At 61.9% G+C, this 13,570-nt stretch carries 9 protein-coding genes and 1 pseudogene; 4 read left to right on the top strand and 6 right to left on the bottom strand.

Annotation, left to right across the window (positions count from 1 at the left end; translation table 11 throughout):
* Nucleotides 1-3 precede the first annotated feature (3 nt).
* Nucleotides 4-1,545, bottom strand: coding sequence for an acetolactate synthase large subunit (locus EJ576_RS09675; protein ID WP_126570231.1), 1,542 nt, complete (start codon nt 1,543-1,545; stop codon nt 4-6).
* A 237-nt stretch (nt 1,546-1,782) separates the two neighbouring features.
* On the opposite strand from EJ576_RS09675, the gene EJ576_RS09670 reads away from it, so the two are divergent.
* Nucleotides 1,783-2,541: an IclR family transcriptional regulator gene (locus EJ576_RS09670; protein ID WP_126570230.1), complete on the top strand. Its 759-nt coding sequence runs from the start codon at nt 1,783-1,785 to the stop codon at nt 2,539-2,541.
* Between the two features lie 10 nt (nt 2,542-2,551).
* Here EJ576_RS09670 and EJ576_RS09665 read toward each other — a convergent pair whose 3' ends face one another.
* The 3 genes from EJ576_RS09665 to EJ576_RS09655 all read right to left on the bottom strand — a co-directional run bounded on the left by EJ576_RS09665 (nt 2,552) and on the right by EJ576_RS09655 (nt 6,849).
* Nucleotides 2,552-3,877, bottom strand: a complete 1,326-nt coding sequence (locus EJ576_RS09665; protein WP_178083533.1) for a hypothetical protein — start codon at nt 3,875-3,877, stop codon at nt 2,552-2,554.
* Between the two features lie 3 nt (nt 3,878-3,880).
* Nucleotides 3,881-5,311, bottom strand: coding sequence for an aldehyde dehydrogenase family protein (locus EJ576_RS09660; protein ID WP_126570229.1), 1,431 nt, complete (start codon nt 5,309-5,311; stop codon nt 3,881-3,883).
* Nucleotides 5,312-5,400: 89 nt separating this feature from the next.
* Nucleotides 5,401-6,849: an APC family permease gene (locus EJ576_RS09655; protein ID WP_126570228.1), complete on the bottom strand. Its 1,449-nt coding sequence runs from the start codon at nt 6,847-6,849 to the stop codon at nt 5,401-5,403.
* Between the two features lie 343 nt (nt 6,850-7,192).
* Between EJ576_RS09655 and EJ576_RS30185 the strand changes: the two are divergent.
* From EJ576_RS30185 to EJ576_RS09645, 3 genes and pseudogenes are all read left to right on the top strand, one after another.
* Nucleotides 7,193-8,386, top strand: a pseudogene (locus tag EJ576_RS30185) (HAMP domain-containing protein); the annotation flags it as partial.
* A gap of 102 nt (nt 8,387-8,488) precedes the next feature.
* Entirely contained in the window at nt 8,489-9,244 is a 756-nt protein-coding gene (locus EJ576_RS30180; protein WP_371923938.1) for a methyl-accepting chemotaxis protein, read from the top strand.
* A 65-nt stretch (nt 9,245-9,309) separates the two neighbouring features.
* Entirely contained in the window at nt 9,310-10,803 is a 1,494-nt protein-coding gene (locus EJ576_RS09645; RefSeq protein ID WP_126570226.1) for an MFS transporter, read from the top strand.
* On the opposite strand, the gene EJ576_RS09640 is transcribed toward EJ576_RS09645, so the two are convergent.
* Together EJ576_RS09640 and EJ576_RS09635 are read right to left on the bottom strand one after the other, a co-directional pair.
* The gene (locus EJ576_RS09640) at nt 10,800-12,248 is read right to left on the bottom strand and encodes an APC family permease (RefSeq protein WP_126570225.1); all 1,449 of its coding nucleotides are present in this window, start codon (nt 12,246-12,248) and stop codon (nt 10,800-10,802) included. The genes EJ576_RS09645 and EJ576_RS09640 overlap by 4 nt on opposite strands.
* Before the next feature lie 214 nt (nt 12,249-12,462).
* Entirely contained in the window at nt 12,463-13,437 is a 975-nt protein-coding gene (locus tag EJ576_RS09635; protein ID WP_053129978.1) for a helix-turn-helix domain-containing protein, read from the bottom strand.
* Between the last annotated feature and the right edge of the window lie 133 nt (nt 13,438-13,570).

The following is a 13,570-nucleotide window of genomic DNA, read 5'->3' as shown; positions in this document are numbered from 1 at the left end:
CCTTCACAGCGCCATTTCGATCAGGCAAGGACCACGGTCGGCCTTGGCATTGGCCAGCGCCCGTTGCAGTTCGGCATTGGTCTGTACCGTGCAGGCCGGGACCCCGTAGCCTTTGGCCAGGGCCTTCCAGTCAATACGCGGGCTGTCGAGCACGGTCAGGCGCAGGGCTTGCGGGTCCATTTCGGTCATGCCGAAACGGCGCAGCTCGTTCTGCAAAATCGCGTAGCGATGGTTGGCGGCAATCAGGATCACCACCGGCAACTGCTCGCGGGCGATGCTCCACAGGGTTTGAATGGTGTACTGGGCACTGCCGTCCGATTGCAGGCAGAACACGCTATTGCCGCGTTCCGCCAAGGCGGCACCGAACCCCACCGGAATCCCCTGGCCAATCGCGCCACCGGTATTGGTCAATACCCGATGCCGCGCGGCGCGGGCGGAAGCGGTAAAGAACGGATAGCCGCAGGTGCCGCCCTCGACCGAGACAATGCTGTCGTGGGGCAGTGATGCGGCCAGTACTTGGCCGATGGATTGTGGCGTCAGCTCGGCATGGCCGGGCGGCAGTTCGATACCCTCCGGGGTCGGCACATAGGCCGGTGCATTCAGGGCATCGGCCAACGCCGTCAGCGCGCCGGCAACATCGTCACCGACTTCGGCCAACGTCAGCAGGCGATCACGTTCGGCGAGGCGCGACGGGATGCCTTCGTAGCCAAAGTAGCTGATGGGCTCGGGCACGCCTGCACAAATGACCAGGTCGTACTGCTCAAGAATTTCAATCGCCACTTCCGGGAAATACGGCAGGCGATCCAGGTCCGGCAAACCACCACCACGGTAGCTCAGGCGCGGAAAGGTCTCGGCAAACAGGCGCACGCCGGGTAGTTGCGCCAGGCGCCCCGCCGCTTCCAGGCCGCTGACTGACAAGCCCTCATCGCCGACGATAAACACCAGCCGCTGGCCGTCACGCAATGCCTGCGCCACGGTTTCTACCCGGTCACCGGCAAACCGGCGAATCGGTGCGCGCAGAGGTGCGAACACACCGTTGTGCGTCACTGCGTGGGCTTGCAGGTCCATGGGCAGAATCAAACTGGCGATCTGGCCTTTGGCCTGCCATGCCGCACGCACGGCTTCCTGCAAATCCTCACCGATACCCGACGCCGTGCGCGAGGTGCGCACCCAGCCAGAGACGGTGCCGGCCAGGGCCTGGATGTCGCTGGCCAAGGGCGGATCGTAGTTGACATGCCAGGAGGCGTGATCGCCGATGACGTTGACGATCGGCGTATTGGCCCGACGCGCGTTATGCAGGTTGGCGATACCATTGGCAAAGCCTGGGCCCAAGTGGGTCAGGGTCATTGCCGGCTTGCCGGCGATCCGGCCATAGCCGTCCGCGGCGCCCGTGCACACCCCTTCGAACAGCGACAACACCGGCTTGAGAGCAGGTGCGCTGGCCATGGCGGCCACCAGAGGAATCTCGGTGGTCCCGGGGTTGGCGAAGCAGTACTCGATACCGCTTGCCGCTGCCGCATTCACTATCAGTTGCGCACCATTCATTTTCAGCCCTCTTGCTTGAGCATTTGCAGTGATGAGATTTATCACACACAAAACCTCAACCAACAAGCAGTTTATTAATGATTTTCTCACTTAATGAGATTTACGCGATATTTATAGGCTCAAGATCCATCCCGAGATTGCGTTTTTCTCTCACTGCGGTAGTGTTGCGCCAGCGCTTGGGCGACCTGATTCTGGCGGGTACGCAACAAACGCCCTTCCCTTTCTTTTAGGAACACAATGAGCAGCCTGAGCAAATTGCTGAGCATCCTGGACCTGTTCGGTCCACAGACGCTGAAGATCGAACCCGACACCATTGCCGAGCGCATGGGGCTGTCACGGGCGACCGTGTACCGCTACGTCAAGGACTTGTGTGACGCCGGCATGCTCACCCGCGTGGACGCCGGCAGCTATGGTCTGGGGCCGCGTGTGATCGAGCTGGACTGGATGATGCGTCAGTACGATCCGATCCTGATCGCCGGCCGCGAGCTGATGCACGAGCTGTCCGCGCAAACCGGCCTGGCGGTGTTTGCCAGCGTGTTTTACGACGGGCGCATCATCAACACCTACATCGCCGAACCCACCGACACCTATCACTTTGCGTTCGGGCGCGGGCAGCCGTTGCCGTTTTTTCGCGGGGCGCAATCGAAGGTCCTGATCGCCTTCCAGAAAGGTCGGCGCCTGCAACGCTTGTTCGACGAGCACATGGCCAACGACCCGGACAGCCCGTATGACTGGGCCGGTTTCTCCAAGGCCGCGAAAAAAATCCGCAAGGACGGCTATTGCCTGACCCACGACGAACTCAACCTGGGCCTGACCGGTATCGCTGCACCGATCATCCAGGCCGATCTCGACGAGGTGGTCGGCAGCCTGTCCGCCGTCGGCAGCAGCCAGAGCTTCAAGCTGCTGCGCCAGGAAACCGTGATCGAAATGGTCATGGATACCACCCGGCGCATTGCCGAAAACATGCGCAACCCGCCGAGCAGCGTCACGCCCTAGCCCGTCACGCTCAGAACGGCACGGCCAGCGACAATTGGCTGTACAGGTTGGTGCCATTGCCGCCCACTTGATTACCACCAGTGGTCGAGTCCTGCCTGGGTTTGTACAGCCCCACCAGCGGTGTGATGATCAAGTGCGGGTTGACCGCCCACTCGGCGTACACATCCAGCTCGCGGCCATCGAGGTTCAACGCATTGCTTTTACGCACGGTGGCGTAATCGAAATACAGCGCACCCAGGCTCAGGTTTTCCAATGGGGTTGCCTTCAACCCGACATGGTGGATGCGGGTATTGGTGTTGAACGGCCCGGCGTAGTTGCCGGCCACTTCGCCCTGGAACCAGGTGCCGTAGCCGGTGCTCAAGCCGGTGAACAGCGCGTCCCAGTTCTGCGAATAGCGGGTGTAGCGATACGTCACCTTGGGTGCCCAGGCAGTATCGGCGAAGGTGTAGCCCGCCTCGCCGTACCAGGCTTTTTCAGGCCCCGCATCCTTGTCCTGCCAGGCGTACTCGAACGCCAGGCTGACGTTCTTGATGCCCGCATCGCCTTCACCGCGCACGCTATAGATGTTCATGCCCTTGCGCTGGCGTTGAAAATCGCTGGACCATTGATCGTTCACGTCCAGGCCATGGACCCAGGTCAAGCCGAGCGTCCCCGGTTGGGCAGTGTAATCCAGGGTACCGGCGGCCAACTCGGTCTCGGCCTGGATGCGGTTGTCGGACTTGAGCCACAACACGCTGCCATGCAGGCCATCCTGGCCCCCCAGGCGCAACACGGCGGTCTGATCGAACGCGTGCCGGGCCGCCAGGTAGTAGGCGCCACCACGGTTCAAGGTGCCATCGGCCGGACCCTTGCCGGGGTTCAGGCCGTCATCGTTGATCACGAACCCTCGGCCGACCTTGACCACCTGGCGTCCGCCGGAAATATCCACGCCGTCTTTACCGAGCAGCGGGAACAGGTCGCCGGAACGCCAGCCCAGGTAGGCGTCTTCGATCTTTGTGGTGCGCTCGGTGCCCAGCGAGTTGCCGCCTGCGTCACCGTCCCCCCAGGTGGCGGAGCTGACCAGGGCGAAAGCCCCGTATGCGCTGCCATTGCCCCCCAACGTCTGGTTGCCACTCAAACCGTATTTGATAAAGCCTTCACGCCAACTGGAGCCGCCTGGCGTGCCATCGTAATTCTTGCGGCTGTTGAACAGACCGAACACCGCCGTCATGTCGGCGTTGAGATGACGACTCTCATCGCTGTACAGCTCATAAGCGTGCACCTGACTGATAGTGCCGAGCGCCAGGGTGCACACAAGCGTGCAACCGAGTACGGGATGACGTGATAGATAACGCATGGTTCAAACTCCTTCTTCGACAGCCTGCTTGCGTACAAACAGCAGTTGCTGACCCGTGAACTCCAATAGCCCTTCAAGACCGAACTCGACACCAAACCCCGACATCTTGCTGCCGCCAAACGGCGTGTTCGGCTGGATCTGTGCGTGGCAATTGACCCACGCCACACCACTCTCCAGGCGACTGGCCAAGGCCTGGGCCTGTTCGACATCCGGCCCCCAAACCGAGCCGCCGAGCCCCATGTCTCCGGCATTGGCGCGCTTCAGGACATCCTCGACATCCCGGTAGGCAATCAACGGCAACACCGGGCCGAACTGTTCTTCGTCGACCAGGCGATGGCCGTCGGTCACGTCTGCAACCAGCGTCGGCGGATAGAAATAGCCCGGGTGGTCCAGGCGCGCACCGCCACATAACACGCGCGCACCCTGTGCCCGTGCGTCGTCGACCAATGTCTCCACCAGTTCCAGTTGCTCAAGGTTCTGCACGGGGCCGAAGGTCACACCGGCGTCGAGGCCATCACCCACCACCTGGCGCGCTGCAATCTGCGTCAGCGCGTCAGCAAAAGCCTGGTACTGCGATTCGTGGATATACAGGCGTTTGAGCGCAGCACAGGTCTGGCCCATGTTGAGAAAGGCCGCCTGGAAGATCTCCTCGGCCACCGCCTCCACGGCGGTCCCCGGCAATACGATGGCGGCGTCGTTACCACCAAGCTCCAGGGTCAGGCGCTTGAGGTTGCTGGCGGCGCCGCGCATTACGCTTTGCCCGGTGGCGGTGGAGCCGGTGAAGACGATCTTCTGGATCCCCGGGTGCGAGGTGATCGCACTGCCGAAGCCCCGCTCGCCGGTCACGCAATTGATCACACCGCGAGGCACGTGCCGGCCAATGATCGCCACCAGGCCCAAGGTACTCAGCGGTGTCAGGCTCGACGGTTTGCTGATCACACAGTTGCCCGCACGCAGCGCCGGCATGATGTGCCAGACGGCAATCATGAACGGCCAGTTCCAGGGGGTGATCGACGCCACGACGCCCAACGGTTTGCGGTGCAGCTCAATGCGCTGGGTGGGAGTTTCTTCCACCAGTTCCACCGCAATGTCCTGCCCGGCCGCGTAGCGCGTCCAGGCGGCGGCGCCCATGACCTCGGAAAACGCCAGCGCCAGCGGCTTGCCTTGCTCCAGCACAATCAGGCGCGCCAGTGACTCGGCCTCTTGCTCGATATCTGCCGCAATCGCCATCAAACGCTCGCAACGGTCAGGGTGGCTACTGTGGCGCCAGCTTTTGAACGCCGCCTGCGCGGCACTGACGGCCTGGTCAAGTTGCCCCAGTGAACCGGCCGGGCATTGGGCGAATGCCGTACCGGTGGCCGGGTTGATCACATCAAACTGGCCTTCGTCGCCGGCCACCTGAACCCCATCGATAAGCATCTTGTAGTTGTGCATTTGAAACCTTCCTTTCACACGCTGGCGCGCCATGCCGAGCAACGGCAGGCTGCGATTCTGGTTAGTCGAGCTATGAAAACGCGGGGGCCTTAGAGCTTGTGGCTGCCCAAGGCCAGGAAGCGTTGCGGCGAGCTGTTGCGCAGTCGCGCGGCGAGCACGATGCCGATGATCAAGGCCGCCGGAATAATCGCGCAGAGGCTGTAGGACAGCAGTTGGCTGGCACCGGTCAGCACGTCGAAATGCACCACCGCCAACACCAGCACCATCACCAGCGCCAGGCACGAAATACCGGGCAGGATCCGTCCACGCAACACCCCGACCTTAAGCTCGGGATGGCGATGGAAGTAGACGCACACCGACACCGAGGTCAGTGCCATCAACAAGATCACGCACAGCGTGGCCAGGTTGGACAGCCAGGCAAACAGTTGCAGGATCGGATCGGCATCCATCGCGGCAAATATCAGCACCACGACCGCCGCGATCAAACTCTGCAACGCCGAGCCCATATGCGGGCTCTGGTGCACGCGATGGGTGGTGCCCAGCAGGCTGTGCAACAGACCGTCGCGCCCGATGGCGTAGAAGTAACGCGCGGCGGCGTTGTGAAAGGCCAACAGCCCAGCATAGATACTGACCATGAACAGCACGCGGATAATCTGGGTCAGTTGCGGGCCGACAAAGTGGTCGGACATGCCATAGATAAACGTGGTGGGGTCCTGCAAGGACTGCAGCAGCGGCACGATTTTGTCCGACCCCACCCCCACCACCATCGACCACACCGACAGCGCGTAGAAACCACCGATCAGCAACACCGAACAGTAGGTGGCAATCGGGATACTGCGCTTGGGATTCTTGGCCTCTTCACCGTAGATGGTTGTAGCCTCGAAGCCGATAAAGGCGGCAAAACAGAACAGCAAGCCGATTGACGGCGTGCCACTGAACACATGGCGGCTGCTGAACGAGTCAAGGTTGATGCCGCTGTCGCCGCCGGATTTGAGAATGGCAAAATCCAGGACCAGGATCGCCAGGTACTCGGCAATCACCACCACCGACAGCACCCGCGCCGACAGGTCGATCTTGCGATAGCCCAGGATCGCGATGCTCGCCATCGCCATCAACGAGTAGGACCACCACGGCAGCACCAGGCCGAAGGCGGCTTCCATGGTGCCACTGACCACACCGCCGAACATCCCGTACAACCCGACCTGAAGGATGTTATAGGCAAACATCGCCAGCACCCCAGCGGCACCGCCCGCCAGTCCACCCAGGCCACGGGACGTGAATGCGTAAAAACCACCGGCATTGGTCACGTGGCGCGACATGGTGGTGTAACCCACCGAAAACGCCAGCAGCACCAGCAACGCGAGAATCAGCAAAGCCGGGGTGCCGGCACCGTTGCCCAGCATGATGCCGATGGGGAAGCCGCCGGCGATCACACTCAGCGGGCTCGCCGCCGATATCACGAAGAAGATAATGAAGCCCACACCCAGGGCACCACGCTTGAGCTCCGTGGAGCTGTTGACCGGGATAGATACACTCATGTTGTTGACCTTATTGTATGAGGCAGTCGCTTTAGGGGTGGTCCGACCACACAGCATCGGCACCGGTTAGCGTTTTGTTTTAGTTGCGCGCTGAATTTGATCCTATGCCCGCCCCTGAACCGCTCGCTATCCCAAATCGGTAGCATCCGAAGCCCCGCCCCAAAACAGGTCGAGGCAACACGCTCACTCCCAGCGCAGTTGCCGATTTGGGATAGCCGCCTGGCCTGTCATGCCTGCAACCTAGCATCAGCCGTGCTATGCCCGGATGCCGGCCACCAGAATAAGAATGAGGGCTCGCCCGCCAGCCCATCATCGCGACGCCCACTTGTAGGAAGCCTCAACCATGCAGCCAGCTCACCTCACCATTCAATGGCGTATCACCCTGCTGAGCGGACTCTGCCTGCTGGCAGTGGTGGCGGCTCTGATTGGCGCCAGCGCGTATCAGAATCAAGCCAGTGCAAAGCTGCTTAAAGAGCAGAGCAGCGAGTTGCTCGGACAGGCTGCGCTGGAGCGCTTGCAGGCCCAGGCCGTGGCGCATGGCCAACAGGTGGAGCGTTTTTTCACTGAAACCGCGCTGTATGGCGAGGGGTTTGCGCAACAGGTTCTGCAACTGCGCGAGCAAACGCTCAACGGCCGCCTGACGGTCGCGCAATTGCGCGAAGCCCTGATCAGCAACGCCCGTGAAACCCTGAGACAACGCGAAAAAGTCCTAGGCCTGTACGTCATCATGCTGCCGGATGCGCTGGGCGGCACTGACGCCGATTGGCGCGACCAACGCGCCGTGGCGGGCAATGAAACCGGGCGCTTCGCACTGTATTGGTCACAGAGCCAACCGGGGCAACTGGTGCAGGAGGTACTGAGCGAGGCACAAATCGCCGCGAACACCGCGCCCCCCGGCAGCGAACCGGGGAACGCCTGGTACGCGTGCCCTCAGGCGCAACGCCAGGTGTGTGTGGTCGAACCCTACACCATCGAAGTGGAAGGCCAGAAAGCCCTGATGAGCAGCGTTTCGATCCCGCTGATCGTCAACGGCAAAGTGCTCGGCGTGGTGGGCATGGACATCAGCCTCGACACCCTACAGAAGCTGGCGGCCAACCTCGGCCAGGACCTCTACCAGGGCGACAGCCAGGTCACCATCCTGTCGGCCACGGGCCAAGTGGCGGGACGCAGCGGCGCCGTCTCGGGGGACACGCTGGATATCCACCAGCCCTTACAGACCGCGGCGGGCACGCCGGCCTGGCAACTGCAGATCAAGGTTCCACAAACGCGGGTGCAGGCGCCAGCCCGGCAGATGCAAAGCGAACTCGACGACAAAAGTCGTGAGTCCAACTGGCTCAACCTCGGCCTGGGTATCCTGGCCAGCAGCCTGGGTATGCTGCTGATCTGGCTGGCCGCTTACGGCGTGACACGCCCGCTGCTGAAGATGGCCGAGTTGCTCGATGCGATTGTCGAAGGCGACGGTGACCTCACCCAGCGCCTGCCCACCGGGCGACGCGACGAACTGGGCCACTTGGCCGATGGCTTCAACCGTTTCCTCGACAAGTTGCAGCCGATTATTCGCGCGATCCAGGCCGCGTCCCTGGACACCCGCAATAGTGCCGATACCTCATCGGGCATTGCCCGTGAAGTCAGCGCCGGCATGCAGCGCCAGTACCGCGAAGTGGAGCTGGCAGCGACCGCGTTGCACGAAATGAGCGCCAGCGCCCAGGAAGTCGCGCGTCACTCCCACAGCGCCGCCGACGCCGCGACTGCCGCCGAAAACGCCAGCCGTTCAGGCCAGGCGGTGTTCTCGGCCGCGGAGCGCAGCATCGAGGCCCTCGATCAACGCCTGGAAACCACGCTCCAGCAAGTCAATGCCCTGGCCGGTAGCAGCGCCCAGATCGGTCAGGTCCTGGACGTCATCAGCGCCATTGCGCAGCAGACCAACCTGCTGGCGCTGAATGCGGCCATCGAAGCGGCGCGGGCCGGCGAACAGGGGCGCGGCTTTGCGGTGGTGGCCGATGAAGTCAGGCACCTGGCGAGCAACACCCAGAGTTCGGTCGAACAGGTGCGCACGGTTATCGAGACGCTGCAACAGCTGAGCCAGGCGGTGGTGCACAGCACCCAATTGAGTCGCGAGCAAGCCGGCGGCAGCGTGCTCCAGGTGCAACAGACTCGCGTGGCGCTGGGGCATATTTCCCAGGCCGTGGAGGTGATCGAACAAATGAATCAGCAGATCGCCAGTGCGGCCCTTGAGCAGAGCAGCGTGGTGGACGATATCAGCCATCGGGTCAGCGACATCCGGGGCATCAGCGAAACACTCGCCGGGCGCATGAACGAAGCGTCAAAGGCCAGTGACGCACTGCATCAAATGTCCAATCACCAACAGCAACTGGTCGGGCATTTCCGCGTGTAAAACGTATGCCGTTTTGACTTGGTTACAGTGGCCGCCTTTCAACTCTTCTACATTGAGCACCACCCATGATTTTTCCACGCCGCTGGTTGATCCTCGCGATCATTTCCAGCGCCTTGCTGCTCATCGTCATCGACATGACGGTGCTGTACACCGCCCTGCCCACCCTGACCCGAGAGCTGAATGCCTCGGCCTCGGAAAAACTCTGGATCGTTAACATCTATGCGCTGATCGCTGCCGGCCTGCTGCTGGGCATGGGCACCCTCGGTGACCGTCTTGGACACAAACACCTGTTCATCGGCGGGCTCGGCGTGTTCGGCCTGTTCTCGCTGATTGCGGCGTTTTCACCCTCCGCCGCCGTATTGATTGGCGCACGGGGGTTCCTGGCGGTCGGCGCGGCGATGATGATGCCCGCCACGCTGGCCATCGTGCGGGTGACCTTCACGGATCCGCGCGAACAGGCCATGGCGTTCGGTATCTGGGCCTCGGTGGCGTCAGGAGGCGCGGCGTTCGGTCCGGTGGTGGGCGGCCTGTTGCTGGAGCATTTCTGGTGGGGCTCGGTATTTTTGATCAACGTGCCGATTGTGCTGGTGGCGTTGGTCGTCGGCGCCCTCTTGATCCCGAATCATCCGGGGGATATGAGCAAACGCTGGGACTGGCTGGGCTCGCTGCAGGTGATGATCGGCTTGATCAGTGTCGCGTATGCGGTCAAGGAACTCGGCAAACGCACGCCCTCCTTCGAAGGCATGCTGATCGCACTGGTGCTGGGCGCGCTGTTCCTGACGGTGTTTATTCGCCGCCAACGTCGCGCCACTCAGCCGATCCTCGACCTGGGGCTGTTCAAGGCCACGGGGTTCAGAAATGCGGTGATCTCGGCCGTGGTGTCCGCCGCAGCGTTGATCGGCATGGAGCTGGTATTCAGCCAACGCCTGCAACTGGTGCTGGGCCTGTCACCACTGGAAGCGGCGTTGTTCATCCTGCCGCTGCCGTTGGGCTCGTTCATCTCCGGGCCGTTGGCCGGTTACTACCTGCCTCGCCTGGGGAACCAGCGGATGCTGTTCTGGACCCTGCTGCTGTCTGCTGCGTCGATGCTCGCCTACCTGCTGCTGTATGACGCTGCGGTGTACCTGCAACTGATCGTCCTTGCGCTGCTGGGTTTTACCATTGGTGCAGCACTGACGGCGGCGTCCAGCACGATCATGCTCAGCGTACCTGCCAACCAGGCTGGCATGGCCGCCTCCATCGAGGAAGTGTCGTTTGAACTGGGCGGTGCGGTGGGTGTAACCCTGGCAGGCAGCCTGTTATCGGCGGTTTATGCGTATTCGGCGGGCGTGGTGGTTCCATCCTGGCTGACCCGCAACCCTGCGACATTCGACAGTCTTGACGACGCGCTTGTCGTCGCCGAAACGTTGTCGCCCGAAGGCGCTGCCATGCTGCGCGCATTTGCCCGCTCGGCGTTCGACGCGGGCTTTGTCGCGGTGCTGGCGGCGTCGGCAGCACTGCTTTTGATCGCAGCGCTGCTGGTCAAGTTGAGCAGGCAAACACCGCCGGCCACGCCTTAAAGCTTGTGGCTGCCCAACGCCAGGAACCGCTGGGGCGATGCCTTGCGCAGCCGCGCCGCGAGGAATACCCCGCCCAGCAAGGCCAGGGGAATAATCGCGCAGAGGCTGTAGGACAGCAGTTGGCTGGCACCGGTCAGCACGTCGAAATGCACCACCGCCAACACCAGCACCGCCAAGAGCGCCAGGCACGAGAAACCCGGGAAGATCTGCCCGCGCCAGACCCCGACCTGGAGCTGCGGGTGGCGTCGGAAGAACACCAGCACTGCCGCCGAAGTCAGCGCCATCAGCAAGATCACGCACAGCGTGGCCAGGTTGGACAACCAGGCAAACAGTTGCAGGATCGGATCGGCATCCAACGCGGCGAAAATCAGCACCACCACGGCCGAGATCAGGCTCTGCAAGGCCGACCCCATATGCGGGCTCTGGTGTACGCGGTGGGTGGTGCCCAACTGGCTGTGCAGCAAACCGTCACGGCCGATGGCATAGAAGTAACGTGCAGCGGCGTTATGGAAGGCCAACAGCCCGGCATAGATGCTGACCATGAACAGCACACGGATAACCTGGGTCAGTTGCGGGCCGACAAAATGGTCGGACATGCCGTAGATAAACGTGGTCGGATCCTGCAAGGCCTGCAACATCGGCACGATCTTGTCCGACCCCACGCCCACCACCATCGACCACACCGATAACGCGTAGAAACCACCGATCAGCAACACCGAACAGTACGTCGCAATCGGAATGGTGCGTTTCGGGTCCTTGGCCTCCTCCCCGTAGATGGTCGTTGCCTCAAAGCCGATAAAGGCGGCGAAGCAAAACAGCAAGCCGATGGACGGGGTGCCGCTGAACACTCGGCTGCTGGTGAAGGCGTCAAGGTTGATGCCGCTGTCGCCACCGGACTTGAGGATGGAGAAGTCCAGGACCAGGATCGCCAGGTACTCGGCGATCACCATCACCGACAGCACCCGCGCCGACAGGTCGATCTTGCGATAACCCAGGATTGCGATGCTGGCCATCGCCATCAGCGAGTAGGACCACCACGGCAGCACCAGGCCGAACGCGGCTTCCATGGTGCCACTGACCACCCCGCCGAACATGCCATACAACCCAACCTGCAGGATGTTATAGGCAAACATCGCCAGCACCCCGGCCGCGCCACCCGCCAGGCCGCCCAGCCCGCGTGCGGTAAAGGCGTAAAAGCCACCGGCGTTGGTCAGGTGGCGGGACATGGTGGTGTAGCCCACGGAGAACGCCAGCAGCACCAGCAAGGCGAGGATCAGCAAGGCCGGGGTCCCCGCCCCGTTGCCCAGCATGATACCGATGGGGAAGCCGCCGGCGATCACACTCAGCGGGCTTGCCGCCGACACCACGAAGAAAATGATAAAGCCCACACCCAGGGCGCCACGCTTGAGCTCCGTGGAGCTGTTGATCGAGTTGGATACACTCATGTTATTGACCTTATTGTATGAGGCAGTCGCTGCAGGATCGGTGCAGCCGGCGGTTCACCGGCACCGAATAGCTTGTCGTTCTTGTTGCACGCTGGCACTGATCCTATGCCTGCCCTGCAACGTGCCGGTATCCCAAATCGGTAACGCAAGCACCCACGGCGAAACACCCGCCTCTCCCAAGCAGGCTGTATCCGGTTTTTGCAGATTTTTTCGTTCAGGCGCGCGCGTAAGCGGCGATGGCTGCGCGGGCGGTATGGGACGGCAGCTCTGCGAACAGCTCCTGGTACTCCGCCGCGAAATGGCTCAGGTGATAGAAGCCCCACTGGGCGGCGGCATCACCAATCGTCAGCTCGCAGGCACGGGTGGACATCAAGGTGCGGCGTACACCGTTGAGCCTTACAGAGCGCAGGTAATTCAGCGGAGTGGTCTCGGCGACCGAGCGGAAGCTGTTCTGCACCGTACGCCGACTCACCTGGAGACGCTCGCACAAATCGATCACGCTGGGCACGTTGATCATTTCGGTGGTCGCCAGGCGGTGGCATTTCTCGACGATAAAACTGCGCGTGGAACTGGGGCTGCGCTGGTGCTTGTCGCAGGCGGGGTCGATCATCAGTTGCAACAACTCACTGAGCATGGCCTGCTCCAGCGCTACCTCGCGTGCTCGATCCAGGGTGCTATCGAGATCTTCGTGCACCAGTGCCTGGGAGAAAAGCGCCAGCAATCGGCGCCGAGCCTGGGCAAATCGCTGGGGGGAAACCCTGATCACCGGCTGGCGCAGCAACCGATTGAGGTCCTTGGCTGAAGCGGTCTGCTCCAACGCCTCGTCGAATAAGTCACGCTCAAAGGTGATGGACAGCAACTCCATGCCCATCGGCATATGGAACATGAACTCCTCGCCGCCGTGGAGAAAGAACAGGCTGCTGTCATCCACCTCGCGCCCCTGCATGCGAATCGAACCCGGGACGTTGATCGGCACGGCGAAGCACATCTTGTCGCGGGGCGCCACGCCGTTCTGCACCACGCGCTGGTTGATCTGTTCGAGAAACAAGTGACAACCGGTTGTCGTCAGTTGCATCAGCGAGCTCTCGGCGCAGCCGGCGGTTAACTGGCTGTAGTCCTGGTTCCACTGCTGGATGGTGGCTGCATGGACGTGGACATCTCGAAAATGGCTGATCGTCTGGTTTTTCATTGGGTCGTGTACCTCTACCAATATTCTTGTTTTTAGATCGCCTATGGGCTTGATAGTCGCACATAGCACAAATCCTGGAAATTGTTTATGCGCTGGAATGCATGCATCTCATGTGCCGATTCGGGCTACCGGC

It is taken from the genome of Pseudomonas sp. C 49-2, from assembly GCF_003970195.1.
Classification (GTDB): Bacteria; Pseudomonadota; Gammaproteobacteria; order Pseudomonadales; family Pseudomonadaceae; genus Aquipseudomonas; species Aquipseudomonas canadensis.
This window is presented reverse-complemented; position numbering and strand designations above follow the sequence as displayed.